15 protein-coding genes and 1 tRNA gene are annotated in these 19,504 nt (G+C 68.3%); 7 read left to right on the top strand and 9 right to left on the bottom strand.

Annotation, left to right across the window (positions count from 1 at the left end; all coding sequences use genetic code 11):
- Positions 1–8: 8 nt before the first annotated feature.
- Genes uraH through ASG12_RS20730 form a run of 3 tightly spaced genes read right to left on the bottom strand, consistent with a single transcriptional unit; the run spans position 9 to position 2,846 of the window.
- Positions 9–332, bottom strand: a complete 324-nt coding sequence (gene uraH, locus ASG12_RS20740; RefSeq protein ID WP_055793697.1) for a hydroxyisourate hydrolase — start codon at positions 330–332, stop codon at positions 9–11.
- Positions 333–342: 10 nt separating this feature from the next.
- Positions 343–864, bottom strand: coding sequence for a 2-oxo-4-hydroxy-4-carboxy-5-ureidoimidazoline decarboxylase (gene uraD, locus ASG12_RS20735; protein ID WP_055793695.1), 522 nt, complete (start codon positions 862–864; stop codon positions 343–345).
- Positions 865–866: 2 nt separating this feature from the next.
- Complete coding sequence (locus tag ASG12_RS20730) at positions 867–2,846, bottom strand: solute carrier family 23 protein (protein WP_055793693.1); 1,980 nt, start codon at positions 2,844–2,846, stop codon at positions 867–869.
- 173 nt (positions 2,847–3,019) lie between these two features.
- Between ASG12_RS20730 and ASG12_RS20725 the strand changes: the two genes are divergently transcribed.
- From ASG12_RS20725 to ASG12_RS20715, 3 genes are all read left to right on the top strand, one after another.
- Entirely contained in the window at positions 3,020–3,610 is a 591-nt protein-coding gene (locus ASG12_RS20725) for a nucleotidyltransferase family protein (protein ID WP_055793691.1), read from the top strand.
- Positions 3,611–4,291: 681 nt separating this feature from the next.
- Complete coding sequence (locus ASG12_RS20720; RefSeq protein WP_055793689.1) at positions 4,292–5,956, top strand: cellulase family glycosylhydrolase; 1,665 nt, start codon at positions 4,292–4,294, stop codon at positions 5,954–5,956.
- A 140-nt stretch (positions 5,957–6,096) separates the two neighbouring features.
- Complete coding sequence (locus ASG12_RS20715; RefSeq protein WP_082502204.1) at positions 6,097–7,332, top strand: PE-PPE domain-containing protein; 1,236 nt, start codon at positions 6,097–6,099, stop codon at positions 7,330–7,332.
- Between the two features lie 68 nt (positions 7,333–7,400).
- Here the strand turns inward: ASG12_RS20715 and ASG12_RS20710 are convergent, their stop codons facing one another.
- Together ASG12_RS20710 and ASG12_RS20705 are read right to left on the bottom strand one after the other, a co-directional pair.
- Positions 7,401–7,832 (bottom strand): SRPBCC family protein, encoded by a 432-nt coding sequence (locus ASG12_RS20710; RefSeq protein WP_055793685.1) that lies wholly within the window; start codon positions 7,830–7,832, stop codon positions 7,401–7,403.
- A gap of 8 nt (positions 7,833–7,840) precedes the next feature.
- Positions 7,841–9,181, bottom strand: a complete 1,341-nt coding sequence (locus tag ASG12_RS20705; RefSeq protein WP_082502203.1) for an MFS transporter — start codon at positions 9,179–9,181, stop codon at positions 7,841–7,843.
- 69 nt (positions 9,182–9,250) lie between these two features.
- Between ASG12_RS20705 and ASG12_RS20700 the strand changes: the two genes are divergently transcribed.
- Positions 9,251–10,237, top strand: a complete 987-nt coding sequence (locus ASG12_RS20700) for a GlxA family transcriptional regulator (protein ID WP_055793683.1) — start codon at positions 9,251–9,253, stop codon at positions 10,235–10,237.
- On the opposite strand, the gene ASG12_RS21835 is transcribed toward ASG12_RS20700, so the two are convergent.
- The 4 genes from ASG12_RS21835 to ASG12_RS20680 form a co-directional block, all read right to left on the bottom strand.
- Positions 10,238–11,542, bottom strand: coding sequence for a hypothetical protein (locus ASG12_RS21835; protein ID WP_055793682.1), 1,305 nt, complete (start codon positions 11,540–11,542; stop codon positions 10,238–10,240).
- A 292-nt stretch (positions 11,543–11,834) separates the two neighbouring features.
- Positions 11,835–13,172, bottom strand: a complete 1,338-nt coding sequence (locus ASG12_RS20690) for a lipase family protein (protein ID WP_235457729.1) — start codon at positions 13,170–13,172, stop codon at positions 11,835–11,837.
- A gap of 248 nt (positions 13,173–13,420) precedes the next feature.
- A complete protein-coding gene (locus ASG12_RS20685; protein WP_156378209.1) occupies positions 13,421–14,692 on the bottom strand; it encodes a hypothetical protein in 1,272 nt (423 codons plus the stop codon).
- Between the two features lie 274 nt (positions 14,693–14,966).
- A tRNA-Gly gene (locus ASG12_RS20680) sits at positions 14,967–15,040 on the bottom strand.
- Positions 15,041–15,244: 204 nt separating this feature from the next.
- On the opposite strand from ASG12_RS20680, the gene ASG12_RS20675 reads away from it, so the two are divergent.
- The 3 genes from ASG12_RS20675 (at position 15,245) to ASG12_RS20665 (ending at position 19,500) form a co-directional block, all read left to right on the top strand.
- Entirely contained in the window at positions 15,245–16,798 is a 1,554-nt protein-coding gene (locus tag ASG12_RS20675) for a carboxylesterase/lipase family protein (protein WP_162243456.1), read from the top strand.
- Between the two features lie 53 nt (positions 16,799–16,851).
- The gene (locus ASG12_RS20670; protein ID WP_055793676.1) at positions 16,852–17,898 is read left to right on the top strand and encodes a PHP domain-containing protein; all 1,047 of its coding nucleotides are present in this window, start codon (positions 16,852–16,854) and stop codon (positions 17,896–17,898) included.
- Positions 17,899–18,015: 117 nt separating this feature from the next.
- A complete protein-coding gene (locus tag ASG12_RS20665; protein ID WP_055793675.1) occupies positions 18,016–19,500 on the top strand; it encodes a DUF222 domain-containing protein in 1,485 nt (494 codons plus the stop codon).
- Positions 19,501–19,504 lie beyond the last annotated feature (4 nt).

The following is a 19,504-nucleotide window of genomic DNA, read 5'->3' as shown; positions in this document are numbered from 1 at the left end:
TGTCCCTCTCAGCTCCCGCGGTAGGTGGAATAGGCGTACGGGCTCAGCAGCACCGGAACGTGGTGGTGCCGGGCGACGTCGACGACGGTGAAGCAGATGACGACCTCGGGATAGAAGCCGTCGACCCCGTGCTCGGCGAACCACGCACCGGTGTCGAAGGTGATCCGGTACACGCCGGCCTCGAGGCCCTCGGCCAGCGCAGCGATCCGTCCGTCGGAATCGGTGGTGCCCGTGGCGATCTGGTCACCGTCCGCGCTGGTGAGCGAGACAGCGACACCGACTGCGGGCAGGCCGGCGACGGCGTCGAGGACGTGGGTGCTCAGCGTGCTCACGAGTGTTCACTCACTGCAGGCTGCCCTCCGACACCGGGCTCAGCATGCGCACCAGCCGACTGCGGTTGATCTTCGCCAGCTCACCGCGCATCACCCGACGTTCTGTCTCGGGATCGTTGTGCAGTCGCTGCCGCAGGATGTCGAGCAGCACCTCGGCCGGCCGCCCGTCGGCGAACACGAGACAGACATGGCCGAAACGGTTCTCGTACTCGGCGTTCGAGACGCGGAGTTCCCGCAGGATCTCCGCGTCGGCACCGACGACGCCGGACTGTTCGCGGGTCGACGCCGCACTCGTCGACCTCTCCCCGATGCGCGGATGGCCTTCGAGGGCCTCGTCGAGGTCGGTGTCGGTGAGCTCGGCGAGGATGAGGTCGGCCTCGTCGAGGAGACTCTCGGCGTCGGGGTAGGGGCGTGCGGCCGCCACCCGGATCGCCCAGATCCGCGAGGAGCAGCACTCGTAGAGCGAGTGCACCGCCTGTGTCTGCGTGAGGTCGTTGAAGCTGTCGATTCCACGCCAGTTGGGTCGACGCATCCTCAGCGCACCAGTTCGTCGAACCGACTGAATCGCGCGGTGGCGATGGGGTTGGCGTCGGCCACGAGGTCGTCGAAGCGACGGTTGGCGATCTTGGCGATCTCGATCAGCGCGAACGCGCGTTCGCCGGCCGGTGAGTTGTCCATGCGAGTCCATCCGTTCCGCAACACCCTCTCGTACCGTTCGGCCTCGCGGGCGAAGATGACGAGCGGGAAGCCGAACTGCTCACGATAGGCGCCCGCCAGCGCGACCACGTCGGCGTGCTCGGATTCGTCGAGATGCGACAGCCCCGTGTGGTCGACGGCCATCGGGTCGCCCGACTCGTCCTCGGCACCGAGATCGGGGAACGCGTTGATGAGTGTCAACTGTTCGTCGTCGCTGCCGGTGAGCATGGCCTCCTGGAACGAGGCGCGCAGGTCGTTGACGGTCTCGAACGGGCGCTGGGCGTAGGCGCGGTCGACCACCCATCCCGCACCCTGGACCACGCCGCCGAACGTCGACCGGAACTGCTCGATCGTCATCTCGTTGACCTCGGCGAGTCGGATCGATCCGCGGCCGGCCACGGCGGGCCCGCGGCTGCCGGTGTGGAAGAACAACAGGTTCAACAGGATCGCGGTGATGGCACCCATCGTGATGCCGGTGCTGAACGGGATCTGCAGCAGCCCGGGTACGGCCTCGTCGACGCCGGGCAGGGCGGGCACCTTCACCTCGACCCCGTTCTCGAGCACCGTCGCGGGTGCGGCGGCCTGGGAGAACTGCACGTAGAGGCCCATGGCCACCGACGTGCTGGCGATGATGAGGTTGCGGTGGTCGGTGAAGTCGACGGTGGTCAACGTCTGGATGCCGACGATGGCCACCGTGGCGAACATGATCAGCGCCGCGCCGCCGAGGACCGGCGACGGGATCGACTCGACGATCTTCGCGGTCTTGGGGAGTACGCCGAGCACGATCATGATGCCGCCCGCCGCGGCGACCACCCACCGACTCTTCACGCCGGTGAGGCGCACCAGTCCGACGTTCTCGGAGAACGCGGTGTACGGGAACGAGTTGAACGATCCGCCGATGATGGTCGCCAGGCCGTCGGCGCGCACGGTCGCGGCGATGTCCTCCTTGCGGATGCGTTTGCCGACGATCTCGCCGGTCGCGAACACCGACCCGGTCGACTCGACGGCCACCACGAGCAGCACCACGATCATCGAGACGATCGCGATCACGTCGAACCGTGGCCAGCCGAAGGCGAACGGGTTGGTGAACCCGACCCAGCTCGCCTCGCCGACCCTGTCGAAGTTCGTGTCGCCCACCGCCCACGCGATCACCGTGCCGACGCCGAGGCCCAGCAGGATCGAGATCGTCGCCCAGAAGCCGCGGAAGAATCGCTGCATCAGCACGATGATCACGATCGTGCCGATCGCGTAGAGCAGCCACCGACCGTTGCCGGGATCGGGGTTGTGGCTCGCCGGGTCGCGCGTCGCGTCGCCGGCGCCGACCGGGATGAGGCAGATCCCGATGATGGTGATGAGCGTCCCGGTCACCACCGGCGGGAAGAAGCGGATCAGTCGGGCGAAGAACGGGGCGATGAGGAACGTGAACACGCCCGCCGAGATCACCGCGCCGTAGACGGTGAGCAGACCGACGCGGCCACCGCCGTGGTCGTTGGCGATCTTGATGACCGGCGCCAGGGTCGCGAACGTGATGCCCTGCAGCAGCGGGAGTCGCACGCCGATCTTCCAGATACCGACCGCCTGCAGTAACGAGGCGATGCCGCACGTGAACAGGTCGGCGGTGATCAGCATGGTCAGCGCTTCGCCGTCGAGGTCGATCGCGTTGGCGATCAGCAGGGGCACGAGCACGGCGCCCGCGTAGAACGCGATGACGTGCTGCAGGCCGAGTGTGAACAGTTTGCCCGCGGGGGGCACCTGGTCGACCGGGTGGACGCGTTTCGTGCGCGCGGTCGGCTTCGTCCCGGCACCGGATCTGGTCATGGTCGTACCTCCCGATCTGGTGGCGCACCCCTGACGTCACCTCGACTCCGAGATCAGGATGAACCGATCACCCCGTCCGCGCGCGGTGGGCGGCACAATGTCCTGTCATGGACGCCCCGCGTGTTAACTCGCCGTGGAGGCGCGCGGCGAACGCCTCGGCGGTGCCGACGTCGATGCCGCGCGGTGTCGGTGTGAGAGCAGCCGGGCGCCGAGGCGACGGCGTCGAACGGGTGGTCGGCGTGGTCCTCGCCGCCGGCGCCGGTACACGCTTCGGCGGTCCGAAAGTGCTTGCCGCAGAAGGGCTGTGGCTACGCTCGGCGGTCGATGCGCTGGTCGTCGGGGGTTGCGACCATGTGGTGGTGACGCTCGGGGCGGCGGTGGTGGACGTGCCCCATCCGGCCATGTCCGTGGTGGTCGATGACTGGGCCGACGGGTTGTCGGCGTCGGTGCGTGCGGGGCTCGATGCCGCCGTCGCCGAGGGTGCGGATGCCGGTGTGGTGTTACTCGTTGTTGACACCCCCGACACACGGGCCGACCACGTGAGCCGGGTGCTCGCCGCCTCGCGCCGCGACCCGGAGTCGTTGGCGCGAGCAGTGTTCGATGGCCGGCCCGGCCACCCCGTCTACCTCGGGGCGAGCCACCTCGCAGCGGTGCGTGCCGGCCTCGCCGGCGACCGGGGTGCCGGGGCATTCCTGGTCGGGCGGGGAGATGTCGTCGACGTCGAATGCGGCGACCTCTCCGACGGTCGCGACATCGATCACTGATCGGTCTCTCCGCGACATCGTGAGTCGGGAATGTCGTGCGCACGTCCGGGAATCAGACGGAACTCGAACCGTCAATTACATTCCAGTCTGTAATGAATTGTGTAACGGTTCGTGTAACGAAAATTTGGACTGAGCAAAAGATCAACAATGCCTCCAATCGTTCAGATGTATTGCATCGCGAGTGGCGTCGTGATGTGCCGCTGGGCATTGTCGAATTCGGCACGGCAGGGGCTGTGTAAGCGATCGCTGATCCCCCATTGCCACGTAAAACGGCGTCAGATGTCGGGTTTCGACCCAGTTCAGGGACTCGGCGTTCGCCGGACCGCGTAACGAATCACAGAGAAGTCATTCCATGGAGTCTGGGCGAATTTCGCCATTGTTTGCCGAGTTATGGAATTTGTGGTTACGATTCCCCACAGCGAGCGTTATAGAGTCGAAATAGCGGCAAGGCGTTCGCAGGCGCGGCTCTTCACGCACGCCGACACACCTTTCCAACGGTTCACGGGGCAACCGTTCGGCTCGCTCGTTCATGACGAGTTGTCGAGGGTTCTTCCGACGAATCGTGCGCTTTTGATGACCTGAACAACGCAACCGGGGGGAATCCGGACGCGGCGATCAGCCTTGTCCGACGTCGATGAACGGAGAAACACAGTGCGACGTCGAATTCTCTCCTCGGTCCGGATGTCCCGGCTGGAACTCACGGTTCTGGTCGTGCTCGCCGCCATGGTCTGTGCCTTCACCTCGGTCGCGTTCCTCGCGAAGTCGGAGGTGCGGTACACCGGCGTCGAGGTAGCGGCCATCAAACAGGTGTCGATGACCGTCGGCATCTCCGACTCCGACCTCTTCCTCGAGGCGCAGGATCCCGCCAAGGTCGCCAAGTCCCTCGACCAGATGAAGGCGTTGGGCGTCAACGACGTTCGCATCGTGATCCCGTGGGGCCTGACCGAGACGGCGAACAATCAGTACAACTGGTCGTCGATCGACAACATGGTCAACGCCGCGAAGGCGCGGGGCATGACCATCCTCGGCGTCGTGACGACCACGCCCGCATGGGCTCGTCCCTCCACCTGGTACGGCGACTACTACGCGCCGCCGGCCAACATCTCCGACTACGGCGACTTCATGTCGGTCCTGGCCAAGCGCTACTCCGGCCAGGTCTCGGCCTACGAGGTGTGGAACGAGCCCAACTCGGCGCTCGGACTCAGCAACCCCGACCCGGCGCTCTACACCCAGATGCTCAAGGCCGGTTACACCGCGATCAAGGCCGCGGACTCGAAGGCGACTGTCATCGGCGGCGTCCTCGGCTCGGTCATCTCGTGGGGCGGCTTCTCGGTGAACCCGGTGGACTTCGTGAAGGGCATGTACGCCGCGGGTGCTGCGGGCTACTTCGACGCCCTGTCGTTCCACCCGTACCAGTACACGACGCCGTTCTCGCAGGGAGCCACTCTCGGTCAGTCGCCGCTGAACCAGCTCAACGCGATCCGCGCCCTCATGCAGGGCAACGGTGATGCGGCCAAGCAGATCTGGGCGACCGAGTACGGCCTGCCCACCGGCACCATCAACCCGAGCATGCCCGTCGCCGAGGCCCAGCAGGCGAGCTACATCAAGGACTTCCTCGACGCCTGGAACCAGCTGTCGTACGCCGGCAAGGCCTTCCTGTACTCGACGGTCGACCGGTCCTCGTCGAACACCACCGACGGTGAGGCGACGTTCGGCCTCTACCGCGACGACTGGACGATGAAGCCCGCCGCGCAGGTCGTGAAGGACTGGATCGCCGCGCACCCCACGACCCCGACCACGCCGCCGGTCGTGACCCCGCCGGCGAATCCGGCCGACGCACTGGCCGCGGCTCTCGGTGCGGCACTGCAGCAGTGGCTGCAGGCGCTCGCAGCGGCCTTCGCCGCCGCGTTCGCACCGCCGACCGCGACCGTGGCCGCCGCACCGGCCACCACCGTCGCCGCCGCGAACACCGTGGCGATCGCGTCGACGATGACGACCGCCGCGACCTCCACCGCGACGACCTCGCCGAGCACGTCCTCGCCGAGTACGTCCTCGACCGCACCCTCGTCGTCGACCGCACCGGCGGGCACCACCCCGCCGAGCACGACCGCCTCGGTGGCACCCACCACCGCGGCGACCACCGAGCAGCGTTCCGGTTCGTCGCCGACCACCACGGCGACGACGACATCGGCACCGCCGGCGACCACCTCGTCGACCTCCGCGTCGACCACCGCGACCGGTTCGCCCTCGACGACCACGTCCACGGGCACGCCGTCGACGAGTGCGCCGTCGACAGCCGCCACGTCGACCTCCGGAAAGGTGGCCACCACGACCCCGGTGTCCTGACGCTCCATCTGTCCCCTGAACGCACGCATTCACGGCTCGGGCCTGCTCATACGTACATGAGCAGGCCCGAGTTGTGGCATATTCGATCAGTCGCGACGCATCGTTGATGTCGCGCGTGACCGAAACGGTGGGGGAAACCGATGAAGCGACTCGTACGGACAGCTGGGTTGGCGCTCGTCGCACTGGCCGCGTCAGTTCTCCTCGCACTGCAGACACTGCTCGGGGCGACCGCCGGCGCCGACACCCTGTTGATCATGGGTGGCAACGACAACGGCAGTGGCGCCAACATGGAGAAGAAGCTCAGCGGCTACTTCTCCGGAGAGCCGAACTCCGCGTACCCCGGTTATACCTTCACCACAGTCCCGTGGACCGCGACGTCGGGCGGCGTCTCCCTGCTGTTCGGTGGCAAGACCTATGACGATTCGCAGGCCGACGGCCTCGAGAAGATCTCGGCCGCCATCGCGCGCACCCTCGCGGCCGACCCCGAGGGTCAGATCGTCGTTGTCGGGTATTCCTCGAGCGCGAACGTCGTCACCAAGCTGGTCCGCAAGCTGCAGGCCGAGCGTGGGGAGTCCGGGACCCCGTCGCCGGAGAACCTCAGCTTCCTGGTGTTCGGCAACCCCAACCGCCCCAACGGTGGTCTGCTCGGCCGCTTCGCCGGAACGCAGATCCCGTTCCCGTTCGGCATCACCTTCGACGGTGAGAGCGCCCCCTCGAACTACAAGGTCACCGACATCGCCTGGCAGTACGACGGCTACGCCGACTTCCCGAAGGACACCCGTAACCTGCTCGCGGTCGCCAACGCGCTGATCGGCATCGTGACGCTGCATGGCTTCTATGACGACGCCGATCCGTCGAATCCCGACAACATCGTCAGTGACTACGTCGACAACAACACCCGGTACATCACGCTGAAGAGTTCGTTGCCGCTGCTGGCCGGGCTCTATGGACTCGGCATCCCGCCGCAGTTGCTGACCGGGCTCGACAGTTTCCTGCGCTCGGAGATCGAGAAGGCCTACGACCGCTCGGTGCCTGTGGTCTCGACGGTGACCGCGGCGCGCAAGATGTCGTCGGTGTCGGCCACCACCACGTCCGCGACGCCGGAGTCCACGCCGAAGAAGAAGTCGCCCACCACGGAGGACGAGTCGAGCTCCGCGCCGAGCACCCCGGCGACCTCGACCACCGAGGCGACGACCTCGACCTCGTCGACCACCACTTCGCCGAGCGGCGAGGACACGACGACCTCGGGGACTCCCACGTCGCCGTCGACGAGTGCCGCGACCACCGGTTCGTCCACCTCGACGACCTCCGGCACACGCTCGTCGACCACGACAGTCGATCCCACGACGACGAAGACGGTCGCCCTGGTCCCCTGATCGGCGGGGCGGGACGACCGTCTACGGAGAACTGGTGTGTCGAAGTGTGATCCGGGGCAGATCCTGGTTCAGGCGCGGGCGGCGACCTGCTCCTGCAGGCTGACGGTGGCCATGTCGATGATGGTCTTCTTGCCCTTCTTCATGAGGAAGCCGGGCACCGGGATCTTCGGGTCGAGGCTCATCTCGAACTCGACGTGGGTGCCGCCGTCGGACTCGGTGAGCGAGTACTCGGCGTGCTGCGCCTTCTGCTGGGTGCCCTCCACCAGATCCCAGCTGACACCGGTGTCCGACCATGTGTAGGCGAGCACCTGCTCGTCGTTGATACCCATCAACGACACCGTCATCCGCGCCTTGGCGGGGCGCCCGTTGTCGTCGCGCTCGAGGACCTCGACCTCTTTGTGGATCGGAGACCACGAGGGATAGGAGTCGAGATCGGCTATCGCGTCGAGGATCTCGGGAATCGGGGCTGCTATGTCGATACTGCTGTGTCCACTGACCATGCGTCACCCTAACGTGACAACGTAGAGCGATACATAGCTTTCGGGGGACCTGGTTCCCCGACATCGTGGGGGCCTGTCGCATCGTCCTTCGGCAGGCGGATCGCCAGGCACAGGGCCGCGGCCACCACGCACAGCCCGGCCGCCACCCAGAACGCGGGGTCGTAGTTCCCGTGGGCGTCGCGGATCGCGCCGGCCCCGAAAGCCGCGATGGCGGCGCCGATCTGGTGTGCGGCGAAGATCCACCCGAAGACGACGGGCGTCGCGTCGCCGAAGTAGGCCCGGCAGATCGCGATGGTCGGCGGTACCGTCGCGACCCAGTCGAGTCCGTAGAAGATGATGAAGACCCAGGTGCTCGGCTCGGCGTGCGGCGACAACAGCGAGGGCAGCAGCATCAGCGACACCCCGCGGCCCACGTAATAGACGACGAGCAGCACCTGCGGTCGGACGCGGTCGGTGAGCCAGCCCGAGAAGATGGTGCCGGCGACGTCGAAGATGCCGATGGTCGCGAGGAGACCGGCGGCAACGGTGGTGGGCATGCCGTGATCGTGTGCAGCGGGGATGAAGTGGGTCCCGATGAGGCCGTTGGTGGTCATGCCGCAGATGGCGAAACTGCCTGCCAGGAGCCAGAACACCGGGACCCGCGCACCGCGCAGAAGTCCGCCGAACGCCGCCGAGAAGGTCCCCGCCGCGAGCGGTGCTGGCACGTCGTCGGCGGTCGCGCCGAGCGGGCGCAACCCGACGTCACCCGGTCGGTCGCGGATGAACACCAGCACGAGCGGGACGACGGCGAGTGCCGCTGCGGTGACGATCAGCGACGCCCAGCGCCAGCCGAAGCGGTCGGTGGCCGCGGCCACCACAGGCAGGAAGATCAGCTGGCCGGTGGCACTCGCGGCGGTGAGGATGCCGGTGACCAGTCCGCGCTTCTCCACGAACCACCGCGTCGACACGGTCGCGACGAAGCCCATCGAGATCGATCCGGTGCCCAGGCCGACCAGCACGCCCCACAGCAGCAGCATCTGCCAGCTCGCCGTCATCAGCGTGCCGACCCCGGTGCCCGTCGCGATCAGCACGAGTGCGGCCGCGAGGACGGGTCGTACCCCGAAACGGTCCATCAACGCCGCCGAGAACGGTGCCGTGAGACCGAACAGCATCATGTTCACCGACATCGCGGCGCCCACCGTGGCGTGCGACCAGCCGAACTCCATGTGCAGCGGGTCCATCATCACGCTGGGGACCGCGCGGAAGCCCGCGGCACCGAGGATGGCGACGAAACTGACCGCGGCGACGATCCACGCCCGGTGCAGGCGGGGTCGGCCCGGTGCGATCGAGTGTCGCGGAGTGACTGTCATCGGACAAATATGCGCCCGGTCCTCCCGCGCGCCATTGGCAGCAATGCCACAATGTGTGAAGATCGTGCCATGGCTGTCCCGACACATCCGCCGACCCCGCACCGCGTGGTGGTCCTGCTTCTCGCCCCTGCGGTCGGGTTCGACGCGACCATCCCCTCGGCGCTGTTCGGCCAGGCGGTCGACGCGTCCGGTCATCCGCTCTACGACGTGGTGACCTGTGGACTCGACGAGGGTCCGGTGGCGACCACCACCGGATACGGTCTCGTGCCGACGGGCGGTGCCGAGCTGCTGGCGACCGCGGACACCGTGGTGGTCCCGGGGACGCGCTATCCCTCGGCGCGCCGAGACGGCGTCCTCTCCCCGGAACTCGGTGCGGCTCTGGCCCGTATCCCGTCCACCGCGCGGATCGTGTCGATCTGCACCGGCGCGTTCGTGTTGGCCGCGGCCGGGTTGTTCGCGGGTCGCCGCGCGACCACCCACTGGCGTGCCGCGGACGATTTCCGCGCGGTCTATCCCGACGTCGAGCTCGACGAGGCCGTCCTGTTCGTCGACGACGGTCGCGTGTTGAGTTCGGCGGGTCTCGCCGCCGGCATCGATCTGAGTCTCCACATCATCCGCGCCGACCACGGCAGCGCCGTCGCCAACGATGTCGCGCGCTACTGCGTGGTACCGCCCTGGCGGGAAGGTGGTCAGGCGCAGTTCATTTCGGCGCCGATGCCCGACGCCGACGACCAGGGGACCGCCGCGACGCGCGCTTGGGCTCTGGCGAACCTCACCGAACCCCTGACCGTGTCCCAACTCGCCGCGCACGCACAGATGAGCACCCGCACCTTCAACCGGCGATTCCGCGAGGAGACCGGCGACGCACCCGGCACCTGGGTCCGGAAACGCCGGATCGACCGCGCCCGTGAGCTGTTGGAGCGCAGGGACCTCTCGATCGACGCCGTCGCGACTCTCGCGGGGCTCGGGAGCGGCGACAACCTCCGCCACCACCTGCGTCGTGGCATCGGTATGTCGCCGTCGGCCTACCGACGCACCTTCACCGGCGTCGGCTGATCAGGCCGGGGCCTGCGACGCCGACGCGGTGGTGGTCGAGGTGCCGCCGGTGGTGTCCGAACCCGTTGCGGCAGAGGTGCTGCCCGCTGTCACTGGTCCTGGGGTGGTGCTCGGGGGAGTGATGGTGAAGCCCGTCGACGTGTCGGTGTCGGGCTTGCGGTGGTTGCCCGTCGTCGAGTCCGTTGTCTCCGTGGTGGTGATGGTGCCCGCCCCGGGCCCGGGGGTGATCGACGACGGTTGAGCCGGAGGGGGCGTGATCGGTGTCGTGATGACCGGACCGGTCTCGGTGGTCGTGTCGGTCGACGCGGTGGAGTCGTCGTCGGGCGCCGGATCCGTGTGCGCCGCAGGCACGATGGCCGTCCGGAGGTTCGTGGAGGCCGTCTTTGCGAGAGCCTGCTTCGCTGACACGGTCGTGAAGTCGGGAAGTCCCGGGAATCCGGGAAAGCCCGGGAATCCGGGAAAGCCCGGGAGACCGGGCAGTCCGGGGATCGACGGCACGAGCGTGCCGCCGCCGGTGCCGAGTTGCGGGGCGAGGCCGCTCTCGACGGTGATGCCGTTCGGGCCGCCGACGCCGATGCGGACCAGATCTCGGGTGAAGCGCGGGATCGGGATGACGCCGTCGCCGAGGGTGAACGACGTCGGGTCCGCGATCGAGAAGTAGGTGATGGGCGATCCTGCGGCGTTCTTCTGGGTGAAGATGAACAGCACACTGGTGCAGCTGCCGACGCCGCTCGCGCTCGCCTGGCCGAACACCGCGAGGCAACTGACGTTGGTGACCGGCGAGAGCAGCGGAACGCTCACGTTGATGGCGCTCGCGAGACCGCCGAGGGCGAACGCGTCGGCGGTCTGGCCTGTGCTCGCCGCGGTGATCGCGACGCCGAGAATGCCGGTGGACGTGGCGTTTCCGCTGCCCGTGCTGATGGCGACGGCGCCGCTGAACGGGTCGACAGCGGTGGCCTTCGCGGCTCCGCCCGACGGGAACAGCAAGCCCGAGAGCGTGTTCGCGGCGATCGTGAAGCCGCCGCCCTTGATCGAGGCGGTGCCGTTGCCCGCCACGACGACGGCTTTGCTGTCGACGCCGATGCCGAGTGCGGTGAGAACCTGCGACACCTGCGAGGGGACCAGTTGCTTGACGAGCGTGCCGATGACGGGTGCGGTCGATCCGGAGCAGTCGACGTTCGACTTCACCGCGTTGCTGCCCGCGATGCAGTCCTGCGGAAGGAGTTGGTAGGGCGCAGCCGCTGCGGTGGTCCCACCCCCGGAGACGAGCCCGGCGACCATGGCGGCCGACGCCGCGGCGGTCACCGCGGTCGACTGCGTGCGAACGCGGTGACGTCCCTTCGGTCGACGGTTCTTACCTGGTGACACTGACGACGCCACGTGCGCTCCCGACTGCGATGAGCGGACCCCGTGTCCGTTCCCGGCGAGAATGTAGCAGGACTTTCCGCCGGCTGGAGCCGACACCGCCGAACGGGGGAAGGCTTGTGCGCGCGGGCTTCTCGCGCCGAACCAGTGATCACGCCGATTAACGATCGCGACCTGGGACCCGGTCGAAGGTCGACGGGTCCCAGGTCGGTCAGCGAGGTTTCGGAGGGTGTCAGCCGCGCGAGCAGCCGGTGACCGCGGGCTTGCCGGCGAAGCGATCCGACAGCCACGACACCGCGCGCTGGAAGCCGCTGATGCCGCCGGCGACATGGCCGAAGGTGGAGCCGCCGATCAGTCGGACGGGGAAGGGGATCTCCTCGTACCGGAGCGAGGTCGCGCCCTTCGCGCACCACTTCGAGTACAGCTCGCGTTCCTGGACGATCGGCACGGTCGGATCGTCGGGATTGCCTGTGAGCAGCACCGGCACGGTCGGCTTCAGGTTTCCGATGTCCTGCATGTGGACGTACTTGCTGAGGATGGGGTCCTCGGTGACGAGCTGCCCGAACGATTTGTGGGAGACGGTCCAGTCACGGGTGCTGGGCTTGCCGCGTGCCGAGGTCAACACGATGCATTCCCCCGACACCTGCGCCATGGTCTGCTTGCCGTAGTCGTTCAGCACGGTCGAGACGCGTTCCTTGAACTCGGGGTAGCGGTAGCTCGCGCCGTTGAGCGCGTAGCCGATGACACCGCCGAGTCGGTTGCCGTCGAGGTAGTTCATCTCGCGCAGAAGGTCGGCCGGGACGCCGCCGGTGTAGATGCCGACGAGCGGGAGCTCCGGGGCGTAAGTGCCGACGAGTTCGGCTGCGGCAGCGGTCGCGCCGCCACCCTGGGAGTAGCCGGCCAGGGCGACCTTCGCGTCCGGGGACACCTCGGGCAGATGCAGGGCGGCACGCGCGGCGTCGATGACGGCGTGTGCCTGATCGACGCGGTTGCCGAAGGTGTGGGTGCCGGGGGTGCCGCCACCCATGTAGTCGCTCGAGACGACCCCGTAGCCCAGCTTCACCAGGTTCAGGGTCACGATCTGTTCGATCTCGGCCATCGGCCCGCCGGGGAAGGAGAAGGTGACGCCCTCCTGCAGCAACTTCGAGGCGGCGCACTGGTCACCCTGGCCGTGCAGGCCTCCCGCGTAGGCGACGACCGGGCGTGGGCCCGGGCCCTTCCATTCGCTCACCGGCTGCAGGTAGTACCCGGTGACCGCGATCGGGTCGCCGTTCGCATCGATGCTCAGATACATGATGCGAGTCGCCTTCGCGGGCACCGCTCCCTCGGGACTCGGGAGGGTGATCGCGGTCGGCAGGTTCTCCGACCGGATGATGTCGCCGGGCTTGCCCGCCGGGAGCGGGCTCGGCGGGGTGTAGAAGGAGTCGTTCACCGGCGAGGCGGCCGGGGTGGGTGCGGGGGCCGGAGCCGCCTGCGCCACGCCCGCCACGCCTGTGGTGAGCGCGGTCGCGGTCACGATGGCCAGGCATGCGGTGCGTGCTCGTCGGAGCAGGAGTCGATCGTCGGTCACGATGGTGTGGCCCTCACATTGTCAGCGGTCTCAGATTTCGCGCTGACTATAAGACAGGCTCACGGTCCGTGTGTGGCCTGTCATCGAGGAACCGGTGCTGGTTCGTGGCGACGAACAGCGGTTCTCGAGATCGCTTGGGCACTGGTCACAAAACGAACGCGGCGTCGCCCGCCTGACGTGGGAGGTTCCCACGCAGGCGGACGACGCCGCGTCCGGTGTCGGGTCGTGTCAGCCCAGACGGAGAGGTGTCACTCGGACGCCGATGCGGCCGCCGGTGCGGCAGCCCCCGCCTTCGACGCCGCGGGTGCGGCCGACTCCGGTGAGGTCGCCGTGGCGGTGGACCCCGTCGCGCTGGCGCCGGATGTTCCCGTGCCGGATGTGGTTCCCGCCGTGTCCGACTGGGTCGCAACGGGGGTCGAGCCTGCCGCGCTGCCGGTCGAGGTGCTCTCGGTGGTTGCCGCGCCGGACGTGGACGGAGCGGGTGTGGTGGTCTCGGGCGTCGAGGTCTCGGGCTTCGACGTGGCCGGCGTGGTCGCCGCGGGTGCGGTGGTGGCAGGCGCGGTCACCGTCGACGTGGCAGCGGCCTTCGACGACGTCGATCCGATCTCGGTCGGCGCCGACGCTTCTGTCGCCGGGGTCGTGCTCTCAGCGGACGGTGCGACGGCGGCGGTGCTCGCGGCGCGCAGTGTGTTCGTGTCGGTCGGTGCCGGCTTGCCGAGTTGGCCGAGCGCGTTCAGGAAGTCGTCGCCCGACTGCTTGAGGGCGGCGATGACGCCGTTCTCACCGAACAGGTCGGTGTTGCCCTGCGCCAGGATGTTCGAGATCCCGGTGGTGATGGCTGCGCCCGCAGCGCCGATGTCGCCCGCCTTCAGTCCGTCGCGGATGCCCTCGTAGATGGTGGCGACACCTTCGCGGGCGTTGGTGAACAGCTGTATCGCGGTCACCACGATGTTGATCGCGATGTTGGGGAGCGCGTTGAACACCGGTGCGAGGAACGGGTTCAGCTGCGCCGACGCCGAGGCGATGTTGGGCAGGTCGAGCAGGCCGATGAGGACCAGCGGCTGGATCAGGATGTTGGAGAACGTCTGCAGCGCGGCCCGGACGTTGCCGTCGAGCAGTTGTCCTCCCGTGATGATGAGGTTGCGCGGTGCGTCCGACAGCGCGGTACCCAGCTTGGTGATCGCGGATTGCAGTGCGGCGATCAGGTCGGCCGTCGGATCGGATGCGGCTGCGAGGGCCGGTCCGAGCAGTGCGCGATTCGCCGGCGCGGCGACGATGCTCGCGGTGTCGTTGAGGGGGAGTGTGCGGAGCAGGGTGGGCGTCTCGGCGAGGAGGCTCGCCGCCGACGTGACGACGGTGTTGGTCGCCGATCCGACGAGCGCCTGGGATTCGGAAACCACCTGTGTGGCAAACCCACTGGCGGCGGATGCGGGGATCGCGGCGGGCAGCAGGATGGCGCCGGCGGCAGCTGCGGCGGCAAGGGGGACGAGTGTCCTACGGCTTCGGAGGATGGCAGACATGGGGAGGGGGACCTTTCGCTCTGACCTGGGGGGCGAGCGGAACGTAGCACCGTTAGTACGCGGTAGTACCTAAAATCGAAATACACGCATGACCGGCGAAAGCGGCGGTCAGAGCGTTTAACGCGTTCGGATGACATCCGTGGGGAAGGCGGTCTGTGAGCCGTGACGAAGAACAGGCGGATCGCGTTCGTGATCGGGACGCGGAATGTGATTCGCGGATGAACCGTGACGCAGCATCTCGCGGCGGCCGGGGCGAAGGTAGCCCGGGTGAACGTGGAGCCGATGACGGGAATCGAACCCGCGTATTCAGCTTGGGAAGCTGATGTTCTGCCATTGAACTACATCGGCGTGCGCGGTGACCGCGCCGTGAAAGCCTAGCAAAGCCCGAGGTGCGCGTCGGCGATCGCGCTGCTCAGGCGGGCGGCTCGAGCCGACTGTGCGATGTGACAAGCGCCGCTCGTCGATGTGTGACCGGTAGTAGTTTCACGACAAAACCATTCCCTGAGGCACGCCTGCCGTGGCTTGATGGTCGCACTCGACGTGGGGAGCAGCATGCGTACTCGACTCTGTCTCGCGCTGGTGGGCGCGGTGATCTGTTCGTTTCTCGTCGCGCCGGTGGCATCCGCGCGCACGCCGGTGGTGTCGGTGGCCGGAGGCGCGGTGAGCGGCGCGCGCGTCGACGGCATCACGCAGTACCTCGGGGTGCCGTTCGCCCAGGCGGCCCGCTTCTCCGCACCGCGCCCTGCGGCGCCGTGGCCCGGGGTCAGGCGCGCCACCACCCACGGCGCACAGTGCCCGCAGTCGCTTCCGGGGGGCATCCCGCCGGCGTTGTCGCCGTTCACCAACAGCGAGAACTGCCTCAGCGTCGATCTCTACGTCCCCGATTCGGCGGCGACGCAGCAACTCCCGGTGATGGTCTACCTCTACGGCGGCGCCTACGTACTCGGCTCCAACCAGCAGTACGACTCGCCGGCCGAGATGGCCCGCACCGGCAACGTCATCATCGCGGTCCCCAACTACCGTCTCGGACCGTTCGGCTTCATGGCCCTACCGGAACTCGCAGCCGAATCCGGCGGCGCCACCGGCACATATGGCACCCAGGACCAGCAGTTCGCGCTGCGCTGGGTGCGCGACAACATCGGCCGCTTCGGTGGCAATCCGAACGATGTGACCATCTTCGGTGAATCGGCCGGTGCGATGAGCGTGTGCACCCAGATCTCGGCGCCCGGATCGCGCGGACTGTTCCAGAAGGCCATCATCGAGAGTGGGCCGTGCGTGCGCAGCCCGCTCGTGCCGCCCCGCAAGGAGATCGGCTACCAGCGGTCGGAGAAGTACGCGGCGAGCATGGGATGCGCCGACGCGCGCACCCGCCTCGCATGCCTGCGCTCGCTGCCGATCGACAAGCTCCTCGACTCGCCCACGACGAAGTTCGACTCACCGCTGGCCACGTGGACGCCGTTCATCGACGACGTCGTGCTGACGAAGACCCCCGACGAGGCACTGCGCGAAGGCGCCGCGGCCGACATACCGCTGATCATCGGCAGCAATGCCGACGAGGGCCGTCTGTTCGTGGCGCTGTTCGACTACGCGAACGGTCGTATCCCGACGGCGGAGAGCTTCCGCTCGACGGTGCGCACGGTGTACCCCGATCGCACCGACGCCGTGCTCGCCGCCTACCCGCTCTCGCGATATCGCACACCGGCCGACGCGCTGGCCGCGGTCTACACCGACTCCCTGTTCGCCTGCGCCGCCTCGGCGACCACCGCGGCGGCACGCGCGGGCGGCGCGACGGTGTGGCAGTACCGTTTCACCGCGGCGCCCTTCGGACGGTCGAATCCGTTGCTGTCCGGGGCGTTCCACGCCTCGGAGATCCCGTTCCTGTTCTCGCGCCTCGGCGGGGTGCCGATCCCGTGGACCGGCGCCTCGGCGGCGCTGGCCCGACAGATGAAGGCGCAGTGGACGACCTTCGCCCGGACAGGCCGGCCCACCGGTGCCGGTCTGCCCTCGTGGACGCCCGACCGGCGATTCCTCTCGATCGACACCTCGGGGTCGTCGATGCGCACCGGCTTCGACGCGCTGCACCACTGCGGGGTCTGGGGAGCGTGAATCCCCGGACGAGGGCAGCACAGCGCGTCTGAGGGCGGTGGGAGACTGGACGCATGAGGCCCGTCTCCGACCTGACCGCCCCCATGACGCCGTATGACGCGCTGCTGCGGGTCGCGTTCCACATGGAGCGTGCCCGTGCGAGCACCTACCGTGTAGAGGCGTTCCGCAAGGCGGCCGGGATCGTGGCGCAGCTGGGTCTCGACGAGACCCGCGCGCGGGTGGAGCGTCACGCGATCGGTGAGATCAGCGGGATCGGCACGTCCACGGCGACGGTGATCAACGAGGCGATACGCGGGAAGGTGCCGGCTCGCCTGCACACCCTGCAGACCGAGACCGCCCCACTGGCCGAGGGCGGTGCCGATCTCTACGAGGCGCTGCGCGGCGATCTCCACGCCCACTCGAACTGGAGTGACGGGGGAGCGTCGATCGACGAGATGGTCGATGCGGCAGCGGCACTCGGCCAGGAGTGGATGGCCCTGACCGACCACTCACCGCGGCTGCGGGTGGCCAACGGGCTCTCGGCAGAGCGGCTCACCCACCAGATCGAGGTCGTCGCCGACATCAACGCCGCCCGCGACGACGACTTCCGTCTGCTCACCGGCATCGAGGTCGACATCCTCGACGACGGCGCCCTCGACCAGACCGACGACATGCTCGACCGCCTCGAGATCGTCACCGCATCAGTCCATTCGAACCTCAAGATGGATCGCGGACCGATGACCCGACGCATGCTGACCGCGGTGAGCGACCCGCGCGTCAACGTCCTCGGCCATTGCACCGGACGCCTGGTCACGGGCGGTCGCGGCCAGCGTCCGCAATCCCGCTTCGATCCGCACGTGGTGTTCGAGGCCTGCGCGCTGACGGGCACCGCGGTCGAGATCAACTCCCGACCCGAGCGCGTCGACCCACCCGACGACCTCATCGAGATCGCCCGCGACCTCGGGTGCCTGTTCGCCATCGACTCCGACGCCCACGCACCGGGGCAGCTCGACTTCAAGTCGCTGGGATGCGAACGGGCCGAGCAGCACGGGATCCCGGCCGAGCGCATCGTCACCACGTGGCCGGTGGAACGGGTACTCGAGTGGGCGTCGGATCGGTAGTGCACCGATCGGCGTTGTCCACAGGCTGGGCAACGGTTTTCGGGCGTTGTCGGACCCCTCTTCTACACTGATGGGAGTCGCTCGGGGGAGCGGTTCCGGTCGAGAGGGGATGGACAGATGTCGGTGATCGCCTGGCCTGTCGAACCTTTCGCGGTCTCGGACATGCTCCGCGCGCTCGAGGAGACGGTCGAGGAGATGCAGTCGACATCGATGTCGGTCCTGACCGACGCCGAGCTGCGCGAGTTGATGCACGGCGTGGAGCGGGTGGGACGCAAGCTCGGAGTCGTGTCGCACAACGTGGTCACCGAGGTCGCCTCGCGGGGCTCGTACTCCGAATGGGGTTATCGCAGGGTGACATCGATGCTCACCGGTGAACTCCACCCGTCCCCGTCCGAGGCGCATCGCCGCGTCCGCGTGGCCGCCGCGACCTGCCCCACGACCGGTATCACCGGCGAGGTCACCGAACCGCGACACTTCGATGTCGCGATGGGCGTCTACGACGGCGCGTTGTCGGAACAGAGCGCCGATGCGGTGTTGACCGTCCTCGACAAGATCCCCTCGGCGGTCGACGACGACGTCCGTGCGTCCGCCGAGGCGACGATGGTCGAGCTCGCCCGTGACCTCTCGCCGCGAGAGGTGAGCGGTGTCGGCGACCGACTGCTGGCCCACCTCGATCCCGACGGCACGCTGACCGGCGACGGCGACCGCGCGCGGCACCGTGGACTGTCGCTGTCGCAGCAGGACGCCGCGCTGATGTCGAAGCTGACCGCCACCCTCGATCCCGCGACCCGCGCGATGCTCGACGTCCTCCTCGATGCCTGGGCCGCGCCCGGGATGAACAACCCCGACGACCCCGAGTCACCGGCCGGATCGCGCACCGACCCCGACACCGATCGCGACCTGGCCGAGGCCGCCGCCGGACGCGACACCCGCTCGGCCCCGCAGCGCCGACACGATGCGCTCTCGGCCATGCTGGCCCGCGTGATCGCGACCGGCACGCTCGGCTCGCACGGCGGTTCGCCCGCCCAGGTCGTCGCCACCATGACACTCGACGAACTGATCGCGATGTCGGGTGTCGCCGACACGATGACCGCGTCGCAGATGCCGGTGGAGGACCTCGTGGACCTCGCGAAGGAGAACAACGCGCTGCTCGGCATCCTCGACCCGACAGGGATGCCGCTCTACCTCGGTCGCACAGGCGACTGGCCACGGTGGCCCAGCGGATCGCCGAGTGGCTGCGATCGCGAGGCTGCACCTTCCCGGGGTGCCGGGTGGCACAGACCCGAACGCAGGCCCACCACCTCGACGAGTGGCGCAACGGCGGGCCCACCGACCTCACGAACCTCGGTGCCGCGTGCTTCGACCACCACCCGATGGCCGGCGACGCGCCACACCAGTGGCGCACCGAGCTGGTCACCGAAGGGCGATACCGCGGCCGGGTCGCATGGATCCCGCCCGCCTCGATCGACCCCGAGAGACGGCCGCGCATCAACCACGCCCATCACCCCGACGAGCTGCTCGCGCAGGCGTGGGAACGCGTCTGCGACGACCGTGCCGGCCCCGCACGGCGCGACCCGTGGGTCACCTGAACCGCTGCGTTAACCTC

It is taken from the genome of Williamsia sp. Leaf354, from assembly GCF_001424365.1.
GTDB lineage: Bacteria > Actinomycetota > Actinomycetes > Mycobacteriales > Mycobacteriaceae > Williamsia_A.
Note: the sequence above shows the minus strand (reverse complement) of the source record. Positions and strands in the feature narration are given on the sequence as shown.

What these genes read in the sequence shown, in the direction of transcription:
- ASG12_RS20705 (WP_082502203.1), bottom strand. Translation starts at nt 9,181, where the DNA reads ATGACAGTCACTCCGCGACACTCGATCGCACCGGGCCGACCCCGCCTG.
- ASG12_RS20675 (WP_162243456.1), top strand. Translation starts at nt 15,245, where the DNA reads ATGCGTACTCGACTCTGTCTCGCGCTGGTGGGCGCGGTGATCTGTTCG.
- ASG12_RS20725 (WP_055793691.1), top strand. Translation starts at nt 3,020, where the DNA reads ATGCCGCGCGGTGTCGGTGTGAGAGCAGCCGGGCGCCGAGGCGACGGC.
- ASG12_RS20665 (WP_055793675.1), top strand. Translation starts at nt 18,016, where the DNA reads ATGTCGGTGATCGCCTGGCCTGTCGAACCTTTCGCGGTCTCGGACATG.
- ASG12_RS20700 (WP_055793683.1), top strand. Translation starts at nt 9,251, where the DNA reads ATGGCTGTCCCGACACATCCGCCGACCCCGCACCGCGTGGTGGTCCTG.
- ASG12_RS20710 (WP_055793685.1), bottom strand. Translation starts at nt 7,832, where the DNA reads ATGGTCAGTGGACACAGCAGTATCGACATAGCAGCCCCGATTCCCGAG.
- ASG12_RS20720 (WP_055793689.1), top strand. Translation starts at nt 4,292, where the DNA reads ATGTCCCGGCTGGAACTCACGGTTCTGGTCGTGCTCGCCGCCATGGTC.
- ASG12_RS20685 (WP_156378209.1), bottom strand. Translation starts at nt 14,692, where the DNA reads ATGTCTGCCATCCTCCGAAGCCGTAGGACACTCGTCCCCCTTGCCGCC.
- ASG12_RS20730 (WP_055793693.1), bottom strand. Translation starts at nt 2,846, where the DNA reads ATGACCAGATCCGGTGCCGGGACGAAGCCGACCGCGCGCACGAAACGC.
- ASG12_RS20715 (WP_082502204.1), top strand. Translation starts at nt 6,097, where the DNA reads ATGAAGCGACTCGTACGGACAGCTGGGTTGGCGCTCGTCGCACTGGCC.
- ASG12_RS20670 (WP_055793676.1), top strand. Translation starts at nt 16,852, where the DNA reads ATGAGGCCCGTCTCCGACCTGACCGCCCCCATGACGCCGTATGACGCG.
- uraD (WP_055793695.1), bottom strand. Translation starts at nt 864, where the DNA reads ATGCGTCGACCCAACTGGCGTGGAATCGACAGCTTCAACGACCTCACG.